19 protein-coding genes and 1 pseudogene are annotated in these 21,805 nt (G+C 62.7%); 10 read left to right on the forward strand and 10 right to left on the reverse strand.

All coding sequences use genetic code 11. The features are described from left to right. From arsC to ACZ899_RS12710, 3 genes are read left to right on the forward strand one after another with little or no spacing between them, the layout of a single operon-like run. Complete coding sequence (arsC, locus tag ACZ899_RS12700) at window positions 1-354, forward strand: arsenate reductase (glutaredoxin) (RefSeq protein ID WP_234560848.1); 354 nt, start codon at window positions 1-3, stop codon at window positions 352-354. Beyond that, entirely contained in the window at window positions 351-956 is a 606-nt protein-coding gene (wrbA, locus tag ACZ899_RS12705; protein ID WP_050704525.1) for an NAD(P)H:quinone oxidoreductase, read from the forward strand. The genes arsC and wrbA overlap by 4 nt, the downstream gene beginning before the upstream one ends. Continuing rightward, entirely contained in the window at window positions 949-1,362 is a 414-nt protein-coding gene (locus tag ACZ899_RS12710; protein ID WP_203647702.1) for a DUF2069 domain-containing protein, read from the forward strand. The genes wrbA and ACZ899_RS12710 overlap by 8 nt, the downstream gene beginning before the upstream one ends. 116 nt (window positions 1,363-1,478) lie before the next feature. Here the strand turns inward: ACZ899_RS12710 and ACZ899_RS12715 are convergent, their stop codons facing one another. After that, window positions 1,479-2,150 carry a DNA-3-methyladenine glycosylase I gene (locus ACZ899_RS12715; protein ID WP_110736365.1) on the reverse strand — a complete coding sequence of 224 codons (672 nt, stop codon included), beginning with the start codon at window positions 2,148-2,150 and terminating at the stop codon, window positions 1,479-1,481. 4 nt (window positions 2,151-2,154) lie between these two features. Next, window positions 2,155-2,979, reverse strand: a complete 825-nt coding sequence (gene ttcA / locus ACZ899_RS12720) for a tRNA 2-thiocytidine(32) synthetase TtcA (protein ID WP_011532643.1) — start codon at window positions 2,977-2,979, stop codon at window positions 2,155-2,157. A gap of 263 nt (window positions 2,980-3,242) precedes the next feature. On the opposite strand from ttcA, the gene ACZ899_RS12725 reads away from it, so the two are divergent. Further along, window positions 3,243-3,842 (forward strand): Yip1 family protein, encoded by a 600-nt coding sequence (locus tag ACZ899_RS12725; protein WP_028690929.1) that lies wholly within the window; start codon window positions 3,243-3,245, stop codon window positions 3,840-3,842. A gap of 141 nt (window positions 3,843-3,983) precedes the next feature. Next, window positions 3,984-4,478 (forward strand): SprT family zinc-dependent metalloprotease, encoded by a 495-nt coding sequence (locus ACZ899_RS12730; RefSeq protein ID WP_203647703.1) that lies wholly within the window; start codon window positions 3,984-3,986, stop codon window positions 4,476-4,478. A 204-nt stretch (window positions 4,479-4,682) separates the two neighbouring features. Here the strand turns inward: ACZ899_RS12730 and ACZ899_RS12735 are convergent, their stop codons facing one another. The 4 genes from ACZ899_RS12735 to ACZ899_RS12750 all read right to left on the reverse strand — a co-directional run bounded on the left by ACZ899_RS12735 (window position 4,683) and on the right by ACZ899_RS12750 (window position 9,173). Next, entirely contained in the window at window positions 4,683-6,005 is a 1,323-nt protein-coding gene (locus tag ACZ899_RS12735; RefSeq protein WP_110736363.1) for a dicarboxylate/amino acid:cation symporter, read from the reverse strand. Between the two features lie 419 nt (window positions 6,006-6,424). Further along, window positions 6,425-7,765 (reverse strand): ATP-binding protein, encoded by a 1,341-nt coding sequence (locus ACZ899_RS12740; protein ID WP_232856697.1) that lies wholly within the window; start codon window positions 7,763-7,765, stop codon window positions 6,425-6,427. After that, window positions 7,762-8,439, reverse strand: a complete 678-nt coding sequence (locus tag ACZ899_RS12745) for a response regulator (protein WP_028690933.1) — start codon at window positions 8,437-8,439, stop codon at window positions 7,762-7,764. The genes ACZ899_RS12740 and ACZ899_RS12745 overlap by 4 nt, the downstream gene beginning before the upstream one ends. A gap of 128 nt (window positions 8,440-8,567) precedes the next feature. Continuing rightward, complete coding sequence (locus ACZ899_RS12750) at window positions 8,568-9,173, reverse strand: outer membrane protein (RefSeq protein ID WP_050704272.1); 606 nt, start codon at window positions 9,171-9,173, stop codon at window positions 8,568-8,570. Window positions 9,174-9,296: 123 nt separating this feature from the next. On the opposite strand from ACZ899_RS12750, the gene ACZ899_RS12755 reads away from it, so the two are divergent. Both ACZ899_RS12755 and ACZ899_RS12760 read left to right on the forward strand, forming a co-directional pair. After that, window positions 9,297-10,088 carry a dienelactone hydrolase family protein gene (locus ACZ899_RS12755; protein ID WP_234560849.1) on the forward strand — a complete coding sequence of 264 codons (792 nt, stop codon included), beginning with the start codon at window positions 9,297-9,299 and terminating at the stop codon, window positions 10,086-10,088. 158 nt (window positions 10,089-10,246) lie between these two features. Next, window positions 10,247-10,948, forward strand: coding sequence for a 4'-phosphopantetheinyl transferase family protein (locus tag ACZ899_RS12760; protein WP_234560850.1), 702 nt, complete (start codon window positions 10,247-10,249; stop codon window positions 10,946-10,948). Here the strand turns inward: ACZ899_RS12760 and ACZ899_RS12765 are convergent. Together ACZ899_RS12765 and ACZ899_RS12770 are read right to left on the reverse strand one after the other, a co-directional pair. Beyond that, window positions 10,945-12,549: an ATP-binding protein gene (locus ACZ899_RS12765; protein ID WP_232856689.1), complete on the reverse strand. Its 1,605-nt coding sequence runs from the start codon at window positions 12,547-12,549 to the stop codon at window positions 10,945-10,947. The two genes, ACZ899_RS12760 and ACZ899_RS12765, sit on opposite strands and share 4 nt — an antisense overlap. After that, the gene (locus ACZ899_RS12770) at window positions 12,546-13,241 is read right to left on the reverse strand and encodes a response regulator (RefSeq protein ID WP_028690938.1); all 696 of its coding nucleotides are present in this window, start codon (window positions 13,239-13,241) and stop codon (window positions 12,546-12,548) included. The genes ACZ899_RS12765 and ACZ899_RS12770 overlap by 4 nt, the downstream gene beginning before the upstream one ends. 858 nt (window positions 13,242-14,099) lie before the next feature. Here ACZ899_RS12770 and ACZ899_RS12775 point away from each other — a divergent pair. Further along, window positions 14,100-16,980: pseudogene (locus ACZ899_RS12775) on the forward strand (ribonucleoside-diphosphate reductase subunit alpha). 636 nt (window positions 16,981-17,616) lie between these two features. Beyond that, a complete protein-coding gene (locus tag ACZ899_RS12780; protein WP_050704266.1) occupies window positions 17,617-18,867 on the forward strand; it encodes a ribonucleotide-diphosphate reductase subunit beta in 1,251 nt (416 codons plus the stop codon). A gap of 58 nt (window positions 18,868-18,925) precedes the next feature. Here ACZ899_RS12780 and ACZ899_RS12785 read toward each other — a convergent pair whose 3' ends face one another. Then, window positions 18,926-19,591, reverse strand: a complete 666-nt coding sequence (locus tag ACZ899_RS12785; RefSeq protein ID WP_234560852.1) for a hypothetical protein — start codon at window positions 19,589-19,591, stop codon at window positions 18,926-18,928. Between the two features lie 8 nt (window positions 19,592-19,599). Further along, the gene (locus tag ACZ899_RS12790) at window positions 19,600-20,685 is read right to left on the reverse strand and encodes a ParA family protein (RefSeq protein WP_234560853.1); all 1,086 of its coding nucleotides are present in this window, start codon (window positions 20,683-20,685) and stop codon (window positions 19,600-19,602) included. A gap of 464 nt (window positions 20,686-21,149) precedes the next feature. Here ACZ899_RS12790 and ACZ899_RS12795 point away from each other — a divergent pair, with 464 nt between their 5' ends. After that, a complete protein-coding gene (locus ACZ899_RS12795) occupies window positions 21,150-21,689 on the forward strand; it encodes a BRO-N domain-containing protein (protein ID WP_234560854.1) in 540 nt (179 codons plus the stop codon). Window positions 21,690-21,805 lie beyond the last annotated feature (116 nt).

Below are 21,805 nucleotides of genomic sequence, written 5' to 3' on the forward strand. Positions count from 1 at the left end.
ATGACCGATCTGACCCTCTATCATAACCCGCGCTGCTCGAAATCCCGCGGCGCCCTGGAACTGCTCGAGGCACGCGGCCTGGCGCCGACCATCGTGCGCTACCTCGAGACCCCGCCGGACGCCGCCACCCTCGAACAGCTGCTTGCCAAGCTGGGTATCGGCGCGCGCCAGCTGCTGCGCACCGGCGAAGACGAATACAAGGCCCTGGAGCTGGCCAACCCGGCCCTGAGCGACGCCCAGCTGATCAAGGCCATGGCCGAGCATCCCAAGCTGATCGAGCGCCCGATCCTGGTGGCCGGTGACAAGGCCGTGGTCGGCCGCCCACCAGAGAAGGTCCTGGAGATCCTGCCGTGAGCGAACCCTACATCCTGGTGCTGTATTACAGCCGCCACGGCTCGACCAGCGAGATGGCCCGGCATATCGCCCGCGGCGTCGAGATGGCCGGCCTGGAGGCGCGCCTGCGCACCGTGCCGGCGATCTCCACCGAATGCGAGGCCGTGGCCCCGGACATCCCGGCCAGCGGCGCGCTGTACGCCACCCTCGACGACCTGCGCCACTGCGCGGGCCTGGCCATGGGCAGCCCGACCCGCTTCGGCAACATGGCCGCGCCGCTCAAGTACTTCCTCGACGGCACCAGCAGCCTGTGGCTGGGCGGCGAGTTAGTGGGCAAGCCGGCGGCGGTGTTCACCTCCACCGCCAGCCTGCACGGCGGCCAGGAGACCACCCTGCTGTCGATGCTACTGCCGCTGATGCACCACGGCATGCTGGTCACCGGCCTGCCCTACAGCGAATCGGCGCTGCTCGAGACCCGTGGCGGCGGCACGCCGTACGGCGCCAGCCACCATGCCGGCGCCGACGGCAAGCGTGAGCTGGACCCGCACGAGATCACCCTGTGCCGTGCGCTCGGACAGCGCCTGGCGAAGACGGCCAAGGCCCTGGGTGGCGAACGTGGCTAGAAAGCCGAAGGTATTGCCGCCACTGGACTGGCTGGCCCCCCGGGTGCGCTTTACCCGCGCCCTGAGCCTGGCCTGCTTCTTCGGCCTGATCGCCCTGCTGGTGGTGAACAACCTGTGGTTCGCCGACCTGCACGGGGCGCGGGTCGAGGTGATCATGGCCATCGAGCTGATCCCCCTGCTGCTATTGCTGCCGGGCATGCTGATGGGCAGCGCCCGGGCGCACGCCTGGACCTGCTTCGTGGTGAACATCTATTTCATCAAGGGCGTGCTGGCGGCGTTCGATCCGGCGCGGGCGCTGTTCGGCTGGGTCGAGGTGCTGGTGAGCCTGGGGTTGTTCGTCAGCGGGTTGCTGTTTGTGCGCTGGAAGTTCCAGCAGGAGCGGCGCCTGGCGGGTGAAGGGCGTTAAGTTCCGGGGCTGCTCTGCAGCCCTTTCGCGGCACAAGGCCGCTCCTACAGGGGGACGCGTACTCCTGTAGGAGCGGCCTTGTGCCGCGAAAGGGCCGCACGGCGGCCCCGGCGATCTCAATGATTGACGGTATGCGCCAGCATCACCGACAACTGGCACAGCGGCCGACCACTCTCTGCATGCCACTGGTTGAACGCCTGCTGCACCAGCGCCAGGTCACGCTGGCTGGTCGGCGGCTTGTCGATGATCTTCTGCGCGATCAGCGCCGCCGCCATGTCATCGGTGGGAATGAAGGTATCCTTGCCGACCATCCGCAGGAACCGCGGCGCCGACAACCCGCCCAGCTGGTTGCCATGCTTGGCCAGGTACTTCCACAACCCGACGATATCGGTCTCAGGCCAGTCGGCGATGAACGCGCCGAAACTGCCCTTCTCCTTCGCCACGTCCAGCACCATCTGCGCATTGCGCGGCACGCTCTTGAGCTTGCCCAGGTGGCGGATGATGCGCTCATCCTGCATCAGCCGCTCCAGGTGCTCGGCGCCCATCAGCACCACCTTCTGCGGATCGAAACCGAAGAACACCTGCTCGAACGCCGGCCACTTGGCGTCCACCAGGCTGTGCTTGAGCCCGGCGCGGAACACGCGCAGGGCCAGGGTCGACAGGTAGCGATCGTCAGGGATGTCGCGCAGCTGCGCGGGCGTGCGCGGCTGCGGCAGGAAGGCTTCCAGCGCCTGGGCCGAACCGAAGCGGTTCAGGCAGTACTCATGCAACCACTGATAGTCGCGCATGAGCTCAGATGTTCAGCACGTCGAGGAAACGCGGGGTGGCGCTCTCGTCGATCTTCAGGCTGGTGAAGTCGAACAGGTTGCGGTCGGCCAGCTGCGACGGGGCAACGTTCTGCAGGGCGCGGAAGATGCTCTCGGTACGGCCCGGGTGCTTGCGCTCCCACTCCACCAGCATGTCCTTGACCACCTGGCGCTGCAGGTTCTCCTGCGAGCCGCACAGGTTGCACGGGATGATCGGGAATTCCTTCATGTCCGAATAGGCCTGGATGTCCTTCTCGCTGCAGTAGGCCAGCGGGCGGATCACCACGTTGCGACCGTCGTCGGCGCGCAGCTTCGGCGGCATGCCCTTGAGCGCGCCGTTGAAGAACATGTTGAGAAAGAAGGTCTCGACGATGTCGTCGCGGTGGTGACCCAGGGCCATCTTGGTCGCGCCGATCTCGTCGGCGAAGGTGTACAGGGTGCCGCGACGCAGGCGCGAGCACAGCGAGCAGGTGGTCTTGCCCTCGGGTACCAGCTCCTTGACCACCGAGTAGGTGTCCTTCTCGACGATGTGGTACTCGACGCCCAGCTCCTTGAGGTAGGCCGGCAGCACGTGCTCAGGGAAGCCCGGCTGTTTTTGGTCCATGTTCACCGCGACGATGTCGAACTTGATCGGCGCCACCTTCTGCAGGTGCAACAGAACGTCGAGCATGGTGTAGCTGTCCTTGCCGCCGGACAGGCAGACCATGACCTTGTCGCCATCCTCGATCATGTTGTAGTCGGTGATGGCTTCGCCAGCGAGACGACGCAGGCGTTTTTGCAGTTTGTTCTGGTTGACCGAGAGGGTGCCCATAGCGCTTGGATCCGCGAGGTGTGACAAAAGCCGGCTATTTTACGCACAAACCGCACGGCGCAGTAGGTGAATCCGATAAAGACTTCAAGGGAATCAGCACCGGGCCTGACAGCGCAATTTGCTCTAAAAAGCCGGTTTTGTGCCGGGATCCGCTTCCTATACTGCGACATAAGGCCACATTGGCGCAGCACTTGGTGTCCTGGCCTCGGGCCATAGGCGCTCCATCCGGGGGGCGTTTGGCAACGACGATAGGAGTGACCCGTATGATTCATCACGTTGTTGGGCTGTTCACCCACCCTGACCAGGAGTGGCGGGAGATCCGTGGCGAGGAAGAAAGCATCAGCCACATGTACCTGACGCACACGCTGATCCTGGCGGCGATCCCCGCCGTCTCGGCGTTCATCGGCACCACCCAGGTCGGCTGGGTGATCGGCGAGCGGCCAGCGGTGATGCTGACCATGGAAAGCGCGCTGTGGATGAGCATCATGTCCTACCTGGCGATGCTCGCCGGGGTCGCGGTGATGGGCGCCTTCATCCACTGGATGGCACGCACCTACGACGCCAACCCGAGCATGGCGCAGTGCATCGCCTTCGCCACCTACACCGCCACCCCGCTGTTCATCGGCGGCCTCGCGGCGCTGTACCCGCACCTGTGGCTGGGCATGCTGATCGGCACGGCGGCCATCTGCTACACCGTGTACCTGTTGTATGTCGGCTTGCCGACGTTCATGAACATACCGTCGGATGAAGGCTTCCTGTTCTCCAGCTCCGTGCTGGCGGTGGGCCTGGTGGTACTGGTGGCGATCATGGCCGCGACCGTGATCATCTGGGGACTGGGCGTGGGGCCCGTCTACACCAACTGAACGCATACCTATCAGATCCAACCAACACTGGGGCATCACCCGAGGCCGCCGCAAGGCGGCTTCGTTTCGTGTGCCTGACCGGCGGCTCGGCAGCCGGTCATTGCCTGCGGCATAATGCCCGGTCAGGAGAACTGCCCCGCCATGCCCGAGCTGCTCAGACAACGCGTCGAAACCTGTTACCAGCAAGCCGAAACCTTCTTCAAACGCCCTTTTCCGCGCCCGCAGGTCAGCTTCAAGCTGCGCGGCCAGAAAGCCGGTGTCGCCCACCTGCACGAGAACCTGCTGCGCTTCAACCTGCAGCTGTACCACGAGAACCAGGACGACTTCCTGCGCCAGACCGTGGCCCACGAGGTCGCCCATCTGGTGGCCCACCAGCTGTTCGGCGAGCGTATCCAGGCCCATGGCGAGGAGTGGCAGCTGATCATGCGCGGGGTGTACGAGCTGCCGCCGAACCGTTGCCACAACTATGAAGTGCAGCGGCGGGTGACGACGCGCTACATCTACCGCTGTCCGTGCCCGGAGAGTGATTTCCCGTTCACCGCCCAGCGGCACAAGCTGGTGCGCCAGGGCCGGCGGTACCTGTGCCGGCGGTGTCGGGAGATTCTGGTGTACAGCGGCGAGACCCGCGTCGAGTAGATGCCGGACACCTCCCTGTAGGAGCGGCCTTGTGCCGCGAAAGGGCCGCGCAGCGGCCCCGGCGATCCTTGCATCAACGCTGAAATCCTGGGGCCGCTTTGCGGCCCTTTCGCGGCACAAGGCCGCTCCTACAGGGGGGGTAGGCTTATGCAAGTGGCACAAAAAAGGCGACCCGAGGGTCGCCTTCTTCATTTCACACCGCGATCAACGTGCCGGGCCTTCGGCCACGCCCAGGTCGTCGGTCGGACGGGTGTCGATCAGCGGCGAGCCGCCGGACGCCAGTTCCGCCTGCAGGGTGTCGGTGTCCAGCTCCTTGACCCACTTGGCCACGACCACGGTGGCCACGGCGTTGCCGATCAGGTTGGTCAGCGCGCGGGCTTCGGACATGAAGCGGTCGATACCCAGGATCAGCGCCAGGCCCGCCACCGGCAGGTGGCCGACAGCCGACAGGGTCGCGGCCAGCACGATGAAGCCGGAACCTGTGACGCCCGCAGCACCTTTGGACGCTACCAGCAGCACCAGCAGCAGGGTGATCTGGTGGGTGATGTCCATGGTGGTGTCGGTGGCCTGGGCGATGAACACCGCGGCCATGGTCAGGTAGATCGAGGTACCGTCCAGGTTGAACGAGTAGCCGGTCGGGATCACCAGGCCAACCACGGATTTCTTCGCGCCCAGGCGCTCCATCTTGGCCAGCATGCGCGGCAGGGCCGACTCGGAGGACGAGGTGCCCAGCACGATCAGCAGCTCTTCACGGATGTAGCGGATCAGCTTGATCACGCTGAAGCCGTGGGCGCGGCAGATACCGCCCAGCACTACCAGGATGAACAGCACGCAGGTGATGTAGAAGCAGGCCATCAGGTAGCCCAGTTGCACCAGCGAACCCACGCCGTACTGGCCGATGGTGAAGGCCATGGCACCGAAGGCGCCGATCGGGGCCAGCTTCATGATCATGTTGATGATGTTGAACATGACATGGGCGAAGCGATCGATCAGGTCGAGCACCGGCTTGCCGTAGCTGCCCAGGCGATGCAGGGCGAAGCCGAACAGCACCGAGAACATCAGCACTTGCAGGATATCGCCGTTGGCGAAGGCGCCGACCACGGTGTTGGGGATGACGTTGAGCAGGAAGCCCACGGTGGTCTGCTGCGCGCCGGCGGCGGCGTAGGCGGCCACGCTGCTGGCGTTCAGGGTGCTGACGTCGACGTGCATGCCGGCGCCCGGCTGGACCACGTTGACCACGACCAGGCCGATGATCAGGGCGATGGTGGAGACGATCTCGAAGTACAGCAGCGCGTAACCGCCGGTCTTGCCGACCGATTTCATGCTCTGCATGCCGGCGATGCCGCTGACCACGGTGCAGAAGATGATCGGGGCGATGACCATCTTGATCAGTTTGACGAAGCCGTCACCCAGGGGTTTGAGGGCTACGCCGGTTTCCGGGTAGTAGTGGCCGAGCAGGATACCGATGGTGATGGCGACGATCACCTGGACATACAGCGATTTGTACAGCGGCTGACGAGTCGTCATGGCTAGTTTTTCCTCAAGTGGGCCGGCGCATCCTTCCCAGGATGTCGGGGCACCTGAATCGCGAACCCTCCTGTACCCGGAGGGATTTGTCGTTGTGGGCGAGTGCCTGGGCAGGCCTCTGTCAGCTGAATAGCAAGGGCGATGCCAAAGTGCCCGCTTGAGGTGCACAGCCAATGATTACAGGGTGTGAATGCCCCGGGACGGGGCGTAAAAGCCGGTAGGAAATGGCGGATTTCCGCCCGATGGCGGAAATCGTACAGGGCAGGTTGGCGGGAATCCGCCTCAGAGGTATTCAGTGGGACTTTCCGGTGGGAGCGGGCTTGCCCCGCGATGAGGCCCGGGCCGGATGGCACCGGCTTCGCCGGTATCGCGGGGCAAGCCCGCTCCCACGCACCGCCCCCTGCACTGGAAAGGCAGAATCAATCGAGTCGGAACGCGATACGGAACGCAGCCCCGCCCAACGGCGAATCACCCAGGCTCAGCTCGGCGTCATAGCTGTCGATGATGTCCTTGACCACCGCCAGCCCGATCCCCTGCCCCGGGTGCTGGCGGTCCAGCCGCTCGCCGCGTTCGAGAATCCGCTCGCGTTGATCCGGCGGCACGCCCGGCCCGTCGTCCTCGACGCACAGCTGCAGCAGCCCCGGCGACTGCTGCAGGCTGACCCGCACCTGCCCCAGGCATAACCGGTAGGCGTTTTCCAGCAGGTTGCCCAGCAACTCCAGCAAGGCGCCCTGCTCCATCGGCACCCGTGCCAGGGCCGGAATATCGAGGCTGACCTCGACGCGCTTGTCGCGATAGACCTTGGCCAGGGTGCTGCACAGGCTGTCGAGCAACGGCTTGAGCTCGACCTGGTGCTTCACCAGGCCGCTCTTGCGCAGGCTGGCGCGCTGCAGCTGGTAGTCGATCTGCTGGCTCATGCGCTCGATCTGGCTCTGCAGCACCCGCGCCTGTTCGCGGTCGCCCTGCTCCATGCTCTCGCCAACGCCCTGCAGCACCGCCAGCGGGGTCTTGAGGCTGTGGGCCAGGTCGTCGAGCGAGTCGCGGTAGCGCTGACGCTGCTCGCGCTCGCTGCGCAGCAGGCGGTTGAGCGAGCCGGTCAGGCGCAGCAGCTCGCGTGGATGCTCGCGACTCAGCCCATCTCTGGCTCCGCTCTCCACATCGTCGAGCTCGGAGCTGAGCCGGCGCAATGAACGCAGGCCCCAGGTCAGGCCGGCCCAGAGCAGCACCATCAACGCCAGCAGCGCCGCGCCGAAGCCCAGGTAGAGTTTCTCGCGCAGGCCGTTGAGGGTGTCCTGGTATTCACGCACCGGCTGCAGGGCGACGATGCTGAACGCCGCGCTCTTGCCGCCGAGCAGCTTGACCTCGACGTCGTAGACGAAGAACTCGTCGCCGTCGTCCTGGTGGATGCGGGCGAACTCATTGCCGCGCCCGTCATAGCGGGGGTGGTAGTTGATATTGCGGTTGCGCGTAGCCCGCGACTGCCAGACCAGCGTGCCCTGGCGGTCGAAGATGTAGCCGAGCAGGCCGGTGTAGGGCAGGTTGTAGCGTTCGTCCGGCAGCAGCGCCGGCATCTGCAGCTGGCCGCGCTCGATGCGCGCGGCCGAGATCAGGGTGGTCACGTCCGAGGCCAGGCGCTGCTCGATCGACTCCTGCAACGCCAGGCTGAAGGCCTTCTGCAAGGCCGGCAGCAGCGCCAGCATGAACAGCAGCGCCAGCAACGCCGCCGCCAGCATCAGGCGCACCCGCAGCGAACGGATCATCGGCAGCGCTCGGTGAACAGGTAGCCCAGGCCGCGCACGGTGTCGATCGGCTTGAAGCCGTTGTCGCCCTCGAGCTTGCGGCGCAGGCGGCCGACCAGCACCTCGATGACGTTCGGGTCGCGCTCCTCGTCGTCCGGGTACAGTTGCTCCATCAGGCGGTCCTTGGCCACCACTTGCTGGTGATGACGCATGAGGTACTCGAGGATGCGGTATTCGTAGGCGGTCAGCGCCAGCGGTTGCTCGTCCAGGGTCGCCTGCTTGCGGTTGAGGTCAAGCACCAGGGGCCCGGCAGCGATGGTCGACTGGGTGAAGCCGCTGGAGCGGCGCAGCAAGGCGTTCAGGCGGGCCTCCAGCTCCTCGAACTGGAACGGCTTGACCACGTAGTCGTCGGCGCCGGCAGCCAGGCCCTCGACCTTGTCCTGCCAGTTGCCGCGGGCGGTCAGGATGAGGATCGGGAACGTCTGGCCGAGGCTGCGCAGCTGGCGGATCAGATCCAGCCCGCTCATGCCCGGCAGGCCCAGGTCGATCACCGCCAGGTCGTGGTTGTACTGCTCGGCCTGGTACAAGGCCTCTTCCGCGTTGGCCACCGCCTGCACCACATGGCCGCCCTCGCCGAGGCGGGTGAACAGGTGATGACGCAGCAGCGCCTCGTCCTCGACCACCAGCAATTTCATGTGGATCTCCTTTCAATGGGAATGCCCTGTGCCGGCCTCTTCGCGGGTAAACCCGCTCCCACAGGGTTGTGCACCACCTGTGGGAGCAGGTTTACTCGCGAAGAGGCCGGCACAGGATAACAGCGACCTCAGAACTTGTAGGTAGCCGCCAGGTAGGTCTGCGCGCTGCTGGTCAGGCGCAGGGTACCGTCCTTCGGCCCGCCGTGGGCGCCGATCTCGGTGGCGGCGTTGCTGCGCAGGTAACGGTAGCCCAGCTCCACCGAGGTGTTGTCGGTCACTTCCTGGATCACACCGGCCTGCAGGCCGACGGCGTAACCGTAGTCGGTGTCGCGGCGGGCGCCCGGCGAATCCTGGGTCAGCTTGGTCATGCCCAGGCTGCCGCCGCCGAACAGTTTGGTGGTATCGCCCACCGGCAGGAACAGGTCGTAGCTGCCCAGCAGGTTCTCCTGGCGCAGCTTGACGCCGCTGTGATCGCCCGAGACGTTGTCGTAGGTGATGTAGTAGCGGCCCTGGTCGTTGATCTTGCCCAGGCGCGCGCCCCAGGTGCTGTCCTTGCCGATGATGCCGTCGGCGTTCAGGCCGTCGGTGTTGCGCTGCAGCAGGCCGGACTTGCGGACTTTGTCGCTGGTCTGGCCGTAGGTCAGGCTGGCGAAGTTGTCATCGGCCTGGGCAACGCTGGTGAGGCCGGCGGCGCAAACGGCCATGGCGGCGATCAGGGTATTGAGGGTTTTCATGGTTCAGGTACTCCGGGTTGGATGCGTTGTTGCTGTCTGGGGGCTAGAGTAGGGAGGGCGCCCTGAACCCCTGCTGAACCCGGCCTGAACCTTGGCTGAACGAACCGAAGAAGGAGCTCGACCATGCGTACCCTGCTTGCCCTGGCCTTGTTGTGCAGCGCCAGCCTTGCCCAGGCGGCGGTGCAGACCCGCGAGATTCCCTACCAGGATGCCGACGGCAAGCGCCTGATCGGCTACTACGCCTATGACGACGCTATCGAGGGCAAGCGCCCGGGCGTGGTGGTGGTGCATGAATGGTGGGGGCTGAACGACTACGCCAAGCGCCGCGCCCGCGACCTCGCGGCGCTGGGCTACAACGCCCTGGCCATCGACATGTACGGCGACGGCAAGAACACCGAGCACCCGGCCGACGCCCAGGCGTTCATGGCGGCGGCGATGAAGGACCCGAAAGCCGCTGCCCGGCGCTTCGACGCCGGGCTTGAGCTGTTGAAGATCCAGCCCAACACCAACAAGCACCAATTGGCGGCCATCGGCTACTGCTTTGGCGGCAAGGTGGTGCTGGATGCGGCGCGCCGGGGCGAGAAGCTCGATGGCGTGGTGAGCTTCCATGGTGCGCTGGTGACCCAGACGCCGGCCAAGCCCGGGGTGATCCGGGCGAAGATCCTGGTGGAGCACGGCGAGGCCGACAGCATGGTCACCCCGGAGCAGGTGGCGGCGTTCAAGGCGGAGATGGATGCGGCCAAGGCCGACTACAAGTTTGTCGGGATTCCGGGGGCCAAGCATGGGTTTACCAACCCGGATGCGGATCGGTTGGGGCATGGGGGGCATGGCGGGCCGGATATCGGGTATGACAAGGCGGCTGACGAGAGCTCCTGGAAGGATATGCAGGCGTTCTTGAAAGACGCGTTCGACTGATGATCGCCGGGGCCGCTTTGCGGCCCTTTCGCGGCACAAGGCCGCTCCTACAGGAGACCGCATGCCCTTGTAGGAGCGGCCTTGTGCCGCGAAAGGGCTGCAAAGCAGCCCCAAATATCTGCTCCACCACCAGTCACCAGGCTGGCACAATACCCGCCATGAACAGACTCCCCACCTGCTGCGCCCCGCTCCAGCACCACTGGCCCCTGCCCCGCCCGGTCCCCGGCGCGGTGCTGGTCAGCTGCGCCTTCGACCCGGCCCGCCTGGCCGCCGACGACTTCCAGCGCGCCGGCATCGAGCAGACCGCCAGCCTGCAACGCTCGGTGGCCAAGCGCCAGGCCGAGTACCTGGCCGGTCGGGTCTGCGCCCGCGAGGCACTGCGGATTCTCGATGGTCGAAGCTACGTTCCCGCCCCTCATGAAGACCGCTCGCCAATCTGGCCCGCCGGCATCCACGGCTCGATCACCCACGGCCAAGGCTGGGCCGCCGCGGTTGTCGCAGCCGACGGCCAATGCCGTGGCCTGGGCCTGGACCAGGAAACCCTGCTCAGCGAAGAGCGCGCCGAACGCCTGGCCGGGGAGATCCTAACGCCCGCCGAGCTGGAGCGCCTGGACCACAGCCAGCAGGCCCTGGCCGTGACCTTGACCTTCTCGCTCAAGGAAAGCCTGTTCAAGACCCTCTACCCGCTCACCCGGCAGCGCTTCTATTTCGAGCACGCCGAACTGCTGGCCTGGTCCGACGACGGCCATGCCCGCCTGCGCCTGCTCACCGACCTGTCGGCCGAGTGGCACCACGGCGTCGAACTCGATGGCCAGTTCTGCTTGCAGAACGGCCATCTGCTCAGCTTGATCAGCGTCTAGTCGCGCGGCTGCTCACGCGGCCAGCTCAGGCTGAAACACGCCCCGCCCAGCTGCTCGCTGTGCCCGACCAGGGCGCGGCCGCCGTGCCAGTAGATGATCCGCCGCACGATCGACAGCCCCAGCCCATGCCCGCCCGAGGCCCGGGTGCGGCTGTCGTCGAGACGGGTGAACGGGGTGAAGATGCGGTGCCACACTCCTTCTGGAATTCCGGGGCCGTCATCCTCCACATCGATGCGGCAACGCTGCTGGCCGATCTGGTAGCTCAGCCGCACTTGCGATTCGGCATGGCGCATGGCATTGCGCACCAGGTTCTGCAGGGCCCGGTGCAGGTAGCGCGGCTCGGCCTCGACCCGGGCGTCACCGCCATCGAGCCCGTGGCACACCCCGCGTACCACCCGCACCTCGGCCCGCAGCGGCGCCAGTTCCTCGATCACCCGCGCCAGCAGCTCGTCCAGGTCCACCACCTGGAAATGCAGGGCCGGCGCGCCCTGCTCCAGGCGGGCGTAGGTCAGCATCTCGTCGACCAGCTTGTCCAGGTCCTGGATATCGCCGTCCATGCCGGCCAGGTGCTTGGCCCGGGCCTCGTCAGTGCTGGCGCTCTCGATCATCTCCAGGCCGAAGCGCAGGCGCGCCACCGGCGTGCGCAACTCGTGGGACACCGCCCGCACCAGCTCGCGCTGCATGGTCAATGAGCGCTGCAGGTGCTCGGCCATGCCGTTGAAGGCCTCGGCCAGGCGCCCAACCGAGTCGGCGTCGCCGGCCGGCACGCGGGTGTCGAGGCTGCCCTGGGCGATACGCGTGGCCGCCACCTCCAGGCCCGACACCCGTCTTTCCAACTGGCGCACCAGCAGGTAGACCACCAGCCCGATCAGGCACAGGCCGAGGAAGGCGATCAGGATCAGCAACTGCGGCGGATACGGGTTGAGCTGGTACAGCGGGCCGATCTCCAGCACCCAGGGCGAGCCGGACAGCCCCGAGAACACACGGATCGAATCGCCGTCCCTGCCCAAGGCCATCACCGTGTCGCCTTCCTCTACCCGGCGGCGCTGGTCGTCGTCCAGGGCGGCGCGCTCGATACGCTGCAGGGCGATGTCAAAGCCGAAGCCCTTGCTCTGGCGCAGCTGCGCCAGACGCGCCTGCTGCTCGGTCACCGGATAGCGCACCAGTTCATCGGCCAATAGATAAAGCGTGGCGCGGGCCAGCTGCTCGCTGATCTGCTTGACCTCGGCCACCAGCAGCAGGTCCTCGTGGCCGACCCGGCGCAACACCCGGGCGGCATGCGGTCCGGTCTTCTCCACCACCACCAGGTCGCGGTACAGCCGCGCCCGCTGCCCGCCGTCGAGGGTGAACGCCGACAGCGGCTGCAGGTCCAGCGGCACGCCGAGCAGGCGCTCCCAGATCACCAGCGAACGGGTGCGCTCCACCGCGTTCTGCTGCGCCAGGTTGTCGGCCATCAGGCTGAAGGTGCCCTGGGCCAGGCGCTCGCGGTGCTGGCCGGCGCGGATTTCGTTGAGCAGGTGCAGGCTGAGCACACCGAGCACGGCCACCAGCACCAGCACCGCGAGCATGCCGCCATAGATGCGCAGGAAGATCGAGTTCATGGCGCTTCGCCGACGAACAGGTAGCCCTTGCTGCGCAGGGTCTTGATCAGCCGCGGGGTGATCGGGTCGTCGCCGATCTTGGGGCGGATCTTGGAGATGCGCACATCGATGGAGCGGTCCTGGCCGTCGTAGCCGACACCGCGCAGCGAGGTGAAGATCTCCTCGCGGGACAGCACCCGCCCGGCGTTGCTGGCCAGCAGCCAGAGCAGGTCGAACTCGGCGCCGGTCAGCTCGATCAGCTGGCCGCTCAGGCGCGCCTCGCGCTGACGGCTGTCTATATGCAGTGGGCCGAAGGTCAATTCCTGGCGCCGTTCCGGGGCCTCGCTGCGGCGCAGCAGGGCGTTGATGCGCGCCAGCAGCACGCGCGGGCGCACCGGCTTGCACACATAGTCGTCGGCGCCCAGGTCCAGGCCCTGGATCTGGTCCAGCTCGTCGCTGCGGGCGGTGAGCATGAGGATGGGGCCGGCGTACTGGCCACGCACCCGGCGGCAGATGCTCAGGCCGTCCTCGCCGGGCAGCATCAGGTCGAGGATCACCAGGTCTGGCTGGCTGTCGATGATGCGCCGGGCGGCACGGCCACCATCGCCCTCCACCGCCACCTCGAAGCCGTTGGCCTGGAGGTACTCGGCAGTGAGCTCGGCGAGGCGCTGGTCGTCCTCGACGATGAGGATGCGGTTGATTGGCTGGTCCATGGCCTTACCCTTCTTCTGGTTTTTTTTGGGCCTTGCTGTTGTCTGTACCGGCTTCATCGCGGGGCAAGCCCGCTCCCACGCATGACTCTGTATCCCACGCATGGTTCTGTATTCAACGTGGGAGCGGGCTTGCCCCGCGATGAGGCCAGCACAACCCTTTGATTCCAGCGAAAAACCGCCTTCACCAAAGCGCAACATCAGCCCCGGATACTACGTCCCGCCCCCACCCCTGCCAACCACCCAGAACGCCCCACGACTGAACCGTTTTTTGTGATAGGGTGCGCGCCCGAAAAAAACTGCGCGACGGCGTAGCACAGACAAAAAATAGTGCAAACCTCTTGGGACAAGGGCTACAGCGAATACCCACGGATCACTCACAAAGTACCCACAAGTTATCCACAGGCGCTCACCTTGCAAAGCCCCCGAGACCGCATTATCTTGTATCCCTATCGCAGCGAACCACTAGATGTTGGGTTTCGCGCAAAATCACAAACACAAGTCGCCAGGCAAATTCAAGCGAATTTACCGACTGAACTTAACGTGATTTCAACAGCCAAACCGCTCCTGCGGAGGGCGACCGAGGCAAGCCGCAGACGGCCTTGTTCGGGTATGAGTGTTGCAGGCAATGCCTCCCACTCATCAGCAACAGATTTTGGGTACGCCCAGAACCTTTGACTTCGGCCAGGGAGCGGCAGGTTATTGCCCCTTATTCCTGAGTCTGTCCCGAAGTCGGTAAGCCCGAGCGGGCGTATGCGCGTGCATGACGCCTCCCCGCCCGGGCCATCGAGCAAGCGGACGGAACGGTGGGCGCCCCAACAAGGCGCCTGAACAAACTAGAAACTGTGGAGACACCCACCCATGCAAACCGACACAACTCGCGAGAACCCGCAGGCCAAGGCGCCGCAGGCCGAATCCAACCAGGATCTGGCTGCCACCGCCCCCGGCCAACTGCGCGTGATCAAGCGCAACGGCACTGTCGTCCCCTACACCGACGACAAGATCACCGTTGCCATCACCAAGGCGTTCCTCGCAGTTGAAGGCGGCACCGCCGCCGCCTCGTCGCGCATCCACGACACCGTCGCGCGCCTGACCGAGCAGGTCACCGCCACGTTCAAGCGTCGCATGCCATCGGGTGGCACCATCCACATCGAAGAAATCCAGGACCAGGTCGAACTGGCCCTGATGCGCGCCGGCGAGCAGAAAGTCGCCCGCGACTACGTGATCTACCGCGACCAGCGTGCCAAAGAGCGCGCTACCCGCTCCAACGCCGACAGCGTGGTCGAGCCGCACCCAAGCATCCGCATCACCCTCGCCGACGGCAGCCTCGCGCCTCTGGACATGGCCCGCCTGAACACCATCATCAGCGAAGCCTGCGAAGGCCTGGCCGAAGTCGATGGCGACCTGATCCAGCGCGAAACCCTGAAGAACCTGTACGACGGCGTGGCCCTGAAGGACGTCAACACCGCCCTGGTGATGACCGCCCGTACCCTGGTCGAGCGCGAGCCGAACTACTCGTTCGTCACCGCCCGCCTGCTGATGGACACCCTGCGCGCCGAAGGCCTGGGCTTCCTGAACGTCGCCGACAGCGCCACCCACCACGAGATGGCCGACCTGTACGCCAAGGCCCTGCCGGCCTACGTCGAGAAAGGCGTCGAGTTCGAGCTGCTCGACCCTGCACTGAAAGGCTACGACCTGGAGCGCATGGGCAAGGCGATCAACCACGAGCGTGACCAGCAGTTCACCTACCTGGGCCTGCAGACCCTGTACGACCGCTACTTCATCCACAAGGATGGCGTGCGCTTCGAGCTGCCGCAGGTGTTCTTCATGCGTGTGGCCATGGGCCTGGCGCTGGAAGAGAAAGATAAAGAAGCCCGTGCGATCGAGTTCTACAACCTGTTGTCGTCCTTCGACTACATGGCTTCGACCCCGACCCTGTTCAACGCCGGTACCCTGCGTCCGCAGCTGTCCAGCTGCTACCTGACCACCGTCCCGGACGACCTGTCGGGCATCTACCACGCGATCCACGACAACGCCATGCTGTCGAAATTCGCCGGTGGCCTGGGCAACGACTGGACCCCGGTACGTGCACTGGGCTCGTACATCAAGGGCACCAACGGCAAGTCGCAAGGCGTCGTGCCGTTCCTGAAAGTGGTCAACGACACCGCCGTTGCCGTGAACCAGGGTGGCAAGCGCAAGGGCGCCGTGTGTGCCTACCTGGAAACCTGGCACCTCGACATCGAAGAATTCATCGAGCTGCGCAAGAACACCGGTGATGACCGTCGTCGTACCCACGACATGAACACCGCCAACTGGATCCCTGACCTGTTCATGAAGCGCGTCTTCGATGACGGCAAGTGGACCCTGTTCTCGCCATCGGAAGTGCCTGATCTGCACGACCTGACCGGCAAGGCCTTCGAAGAGCGCTACGAGTACTACGAAGCCCTGACCGAGTACAACAAGATCAAGGTGTTCAAGACCATCCAGGCCAAAGACCTGTGGCGCAAGATGCTGTCGATGCTGTTCGAGACCGGCCACCCATGGCTGACCTTCAAGGACCCGTGCAACCTGCGCAGCCCGCAGCAGCACGTGGGCGTGGTCCACAGCTCGAACCTGTGCACCGAGATCACCCTGAACACCAACAAGGACGAGATCGCGGTCTGCAACCTGGGCTCGATCAACCTGCCGAACCACATCGTCGACGGCAAGCTGGACACCGCCAAGCTGCAACGCACCGTGAACACCGCCGTGCGCATGCTCGACAACGTGATCGACATCAACTACTACTCGGTGCCGCAAGCGCGTAACTCGAACTTCAAGCACCGCCCGGTCGGCCTGGGCATCATGGGCTTCCAGGACGCGCTGTACCTGCAGCACATCCCGTACGGCTCCGATGCTGCCGTCGAGTTCGCCGACAAGTCGATGGAAGCGGTCAGCTACTACGCGATCCAGGCTTCCTGCGACCTGGCCGACGAGCGCGGCGCCTACGAGACCTTCCAGGGTTCGCTGTGGTCCAAGGGCATCCTGCCGCTGGACAGCCAGCAGATCCTGATCGAGGCCCGTGGCCAGAAGTACATCGACGTCGACCTGACCGAGAGCCTGGACTGGGCACCGGTGCGCGAGCGCGTGCAAAAAGGTATTCGTAACTCGAACATCATGGCCATCGCGCCGACCGCGACCATCGCCAACATCACCGGCGTGTCGCAGTCCATCGAGCCGACCTACCAGAACCTGTACGTGAAATCGAACCTGTCGGGCGAATTCACCGTGATCAACCCGTACGTCCCTGGTCCGCGATCTGAAAGCCCGTGGCCTGTGGGACTCGGTGATGATCAACGACCTGAAGTACTACGACGGTTCGGTTCAGCAGATCGAGCGTATCCCGCAAGAGCTGAAGGACCTGTACGCCACCGCGTTCGAAGTCGAGACCAAGTGGATCGTCGATGCCGCCTCGCGTCGCCAGAAGTGGATCGACCAGGCCCAGTCGCTGAACCTGTACATCGCCGGCGCTTCGGGCAAGAAGCTGGACGTGACCTACCGCATGGCCTGGTACCGTGGTCTGAAGACCACCTACTACCTCCGTGCCCTGGCCGCGACCAGCACCGAGAAGTCGACCATCAACACCGGCAAGCTCAACGCCGTGTCGAGCGGCGGCGACAGCGCCCCGGTCCAGGCCGCGGGCCCTGCCCCGGTACCGAAGGCCTGCGCCATCGACGAGCCGGATTGCGAAGCCTGCCAATAAGGCCTTCGCAGCGCTGAGCTGAAGATGCCGCCTCAACCGCCCTCACGGGTGGCTGAGGCGGCATTTTTTTGCGCCCCGACATTCCCTGCGGGAGCGGTGCGTGGGAACGGCACGTGGGAGCGGGCTTGCCCCGCGACAGGGCCCTACAGGCAATACACCCCCTAGGCCCTGACCAAGATCAAAACACCATATGTAGCGCCAAACAAAAAAAATCACACTACATATAGGATCTAATCCCATTTAGGGCTAGACTCTTACCCCGTGACGAACCACCGGTATCCAGTGAACGGAAGCACGTAATGCAGGTCGAAAATTTACCGCCTTGCGCCTCCTGCGCCGCCCCGATCCAAAGTGATTTCCGGTATACTTCGCGGCCCCAAAAAGGGATGAGCCAATGATCGACTGCGTGAAGCAAGCCCCCCCGGGCCACACCGCAGGTTTTATCGTTGCCGTACAGCTTCCAGGTGCCCTGCCCCCTCGCCCGAGTGCAGGCCAGGCGCCGACCCGAACACCTTCAAACGTGACGAGAGCCCGCTCTCACTGCTTGCCGCAGCGCCTGTTGGCGTCGCGCCGTACAGGCATCACTTCAAAATCCAACCGGTTGCCCCGCGCAACCCTCTAGCAGGAGCCAGGACCATGCTGAGCTGGGACGAATTCGACAAAGAAGACGGTGAAGTCGCCGCCAAAGGCAACACCCCCGCGCAGGCCGCAGCCGCCACCACCCTCGACAAGCTCGACAGCGCCGGCGGTGCCGCCGCCCTGGAAGCCCGTGCCGCCACCGCCGCCGACTCCGACGCCGTCAAGCGCGCCAAGGCTGCGCTGGACGCCCTGGATATCGCCGAAGGCCTGGCCGAGCTGGAAGGCTCCTCGGCTCGCGTCGCCGTTGACGAAAAGCGCATGATCAACTGCCGCGCCGACCTCAACCAGCTCGTACCCTTCAAGTACGACTGGGCCTGGCAGAAGTACCTCGACGGCTGCGCCAACCACTGGATGCCGCAAGAGGTCAACATGACCGCCGACATCGCCCTGTGGAAGAGCATGGACGGCCTGACCGAAGACGAGCGCCGCATCGTCATGCGCAACCTCGGCTTCTTCTCCACCGCCGACTCGCTGGTTGCCAACAACCTGGCCCTGGCCGTGTACCGCCTGATCACCAACCCGGAGTGCCGCCAGTACATCCTGCGCCAGGCCTTCGAAGAGGCGATCCACACCCACGCCTACCAGTACTGCATCGAGTCGCTGGGCATGGATGAAGGCGAGATCTTCAACATGTACCACGAGATCCCGTCGGTCGCCAAAAAGGCAGCCTGGGGCCTGAAGTACACCCGCGCCATCTCGGACCCGGAGTTCAACACCGGCACCGTCGAAACCGACAAAGAGCTGCTGCGCAACCTGATCGCCTACTACTGCGTCCTGGAAGGCATCTTCTTCTACTGCGGCTTCACCCAGATCCTGTCGATGGGCCGCCGCAACAAGATGACCGGCGTCGCCGAGCAGTTCCAGTACATCCTGCGCGACGAATCCATGCACCTGAACTTCGGTATCGACGTGATCAACCAGATCAAGATCGAGAACCCGCACCTGTGGGATGCCGCGATGAAGGAAGAGGCTACCCAGATGATTCTGCAGGGTACCCAGCTGGAGATCGAATACGCCCGTGACACCATGCCACGCGGCGTGCTGGGCATGAACGCGGCGATGATGGAGGACTACCTCAAGTTCATTGCCAACCGTCGACTGACCCAGATTGGTCTGAAGGAAGAGTATCCGGGGACTACTAACCCGTTCCCTTGGATGAGCGAGATCATGGACTTGAAGAAGGAGAAGAACTTCTTTGAGACTCGGGTTATCGAGTATCAGACTGGTGGTGCTCTGAGCTGGGATTGATCGCTCTGCTATCAAAAAAGGCTGCCTTCGAGGCAGCCTTTAATTTAAGAATTACATGCTACGCAACCCGCCCCCCTCTGAACCTCGACGGCGCATAATCAGTGCCAAGTACCGCATCAGAGTAACCTGCCAGCCATATTCCCTTTTCCCTCACAGATGGAACTTTACTACGCTCCAGCGAGGACACTACGTTTTTAACAGACCGTGTCAAATGAGCAGGCCGCTTAGATTTAGTTATACCTAAGTAGTCGACAAAATAGAGACCATCATCTTCGCGAACTAGCTCAATAGGCACCTTACCCTCTGGGCAAACCAAATCTATAACATCTGAAGAAACGACCACCCTAGGATATCTAGCAGCAGTGCTTTCAACAGTATAAGCATCAATCAAACCCGCACTAAAAGTAAAACTTCCATTGCTAAAGTGCTGATTGACAGCCACACCTCCTCGACAAAGTAACTCCTCATCAAGCAAGTAGCGCTGATAATCCGCTATCAGGCTCACAAACCCTCTAAAGTCCGCAGCATCGTATGGCTTCGTGATGACAACCGAATCCGAAAACTGGACAATACTCAGCCCAGAGTCACCATTAAATATCTCTGTGCATTTCCTATGACACCGTAACAACTTATCAAGATATAGCCCTGAACCATCTCGCACTTCACGACCAACCAACTCCTTGAAACCCAAAATGTCGAGAAAGGCAACATAGTGAATTTTCATCGACTCAGTCATGGCTTAGAGGCATCGAATTTATTAATCATAACAGACATCTTTTCAAAAAGACCTCTGTAGGTAGTCATGCGTTTCTGAGCCCCAGTCCAGTTATTACCTTTCCAGGACTCACCACTTTTTGTAATCAAAGCAGTATCTGCTTGACTAATATTAAAAACAGCCTTTCCAACCTCTTGCATGAGAGGAGCCAACTGATTGAAGTCTGGAATCTCAACAGAAATTGAATGTTTAGCGGTCTTATACCTTTGAGTAGGAAGGTAAAGAGATTCAGCCCCATCAGCATATATTGGCCTTAGCTTTCCATCAATCTCCAATGGAAGTCGGCGCATCCAAAGCTTAAATCCTGGTTTAGCTTCACCGGCGTATTTTTTAAATGCTTGCACAACAGCCCCCAGAAATGCTGGCTTACCTGGGCGTATCGGCATATCAAGTTCCTCATACTGAGAGATCACTTGATCATGCTCCCGGATCCAACGCTGAAGAATATGCGAAAGAGTACCGATTGCTTGAACATTAAACCGATCAGGTGCAACAGGGATAAAGTAAGCATCACACGCCAAGAAAAACGCTCTCGTCAACGCCCCTGAACTAGGACCAACATCAATGAATATAAAATCAAACTTCTCTTTCTTGGCAAGTCTTACTAAAAAATCCCCGATCGATACATATGTACGCATAAGATTCGTTCGCATGCTCATTCTTTGAACATGCGCTTCAGCCAAATCATCCTCGATAGAGCTAAGGTCAACAGACCCCCTAATCAGATGGAGATTAGAAGATATCTCTACAGTTTTTACCTTTTTAATATCAATGAATGCCGCATCACCCTTAATGCGCTGATTTAAAGCTTCCAAAATGCTTGTGCCAGGAAGTTCCGAAACCTCATCAGCCTCTGATCTTTCAGCTTTAGCATCAAGCTGCTCAATCAAACGAGCCAGTGATATCTCAGTCAAGTTACACTGTGGATCAGCATCCACCATCAGAACTTTTTTTCCAGAGTCAGCTAGAAAAGTTGCCACATTAAAAGTAGTAGTGGTTTTTGAGACACCACCTTTATGGTTATATAGCGTTATTATTTTCATACCGTTCCCTAGCAATTTATACACAGATACGACCAAGAAAGCATTTAGCCATCATAAGACTCTCGAAGCATTCGAACAAGCCTCTGCCACCAGCCAGCCACCAGATCAAAAAATAGGAAAGCTCCCACAACATCCAGAGTTGACCAGTGCCATCGTTCTCACCTAACGTGCCGATGGCGCCTAAGAAACGCCTCACGTAGCGGTCGTTCCGCTCCCGACAGATGCGGTTTTTTTGTGCCTGTGGTCTAATCCTGCGCGCGCAAAAAACGTGTTATGTCGGGAGTGGACCAATACAAGACCCGAAAGGGGAATACGTCCGGCCTCTACGTGGGTTTCTTAACTCCCGACACCCAGCCCTAAGAAAGCTGGTAATCACGTAGAGGTAAAGGAAATGCCTATCGAGACTCGCGTATACGCACCGTCCACATATGGGTCCTACCCGCTCAGGATCCAGGAGGCCAGCCATGACTGACCTCCACGATTCCACCCTCTTCACCCGCCACAACCGCCCTCTCCACACCCTCTGGCTCGAATCCGAAGCCTGGTTCTGCGCCCACGAACTCGGCCGGATGACCGGGCGCTTCTTCGACGAACACTGCATCCGCAAACTTGACCCGGACCAGCATCGCACCGTGCAGTTGCTGCGCTACGGCCAGTACAGCGAGACCACCATGGTCAGCGAGTCCGGTGCCTATACCCTGCTGGCTCATCACCACATTCCGGAAAACCGCCACCTGCGCCACTGGTTGACCCATGAGGTGGTGGCGGTGCTGCGCGATGGGCAGGACTCGGCGCTGGAAGACCTGCCGCGCCTGGGCAGGATGTGCTGGCCGGGTGGGCATACGGCGAGTCTGTTGTATTGGCAGAGTGAACCGTGGGTACGAATGCGGGATATGCCGGTGGTGATGGCAGCGGAGAAGCCCGTGGTGGTGCCCGAGCGGCGCAAGTTGAGCTGGAAGGAATGTGCGCAGCGGGCGTTGCGGTTGCATGGGGTGGGGGATTGAAGATCCCCGTGTGTATTGCGGCCCAATGTCACGGAACAGTTCCGATTTAACCTCAAGCCTTGCGCGATCTTTGTAGGAGCGGCCTTGAACTGGTCAAGTAATTTTGGACACCGGTT

It is taken from the genome of Pseudomonas sp. TE31087 (assembly GCF_057284075.1).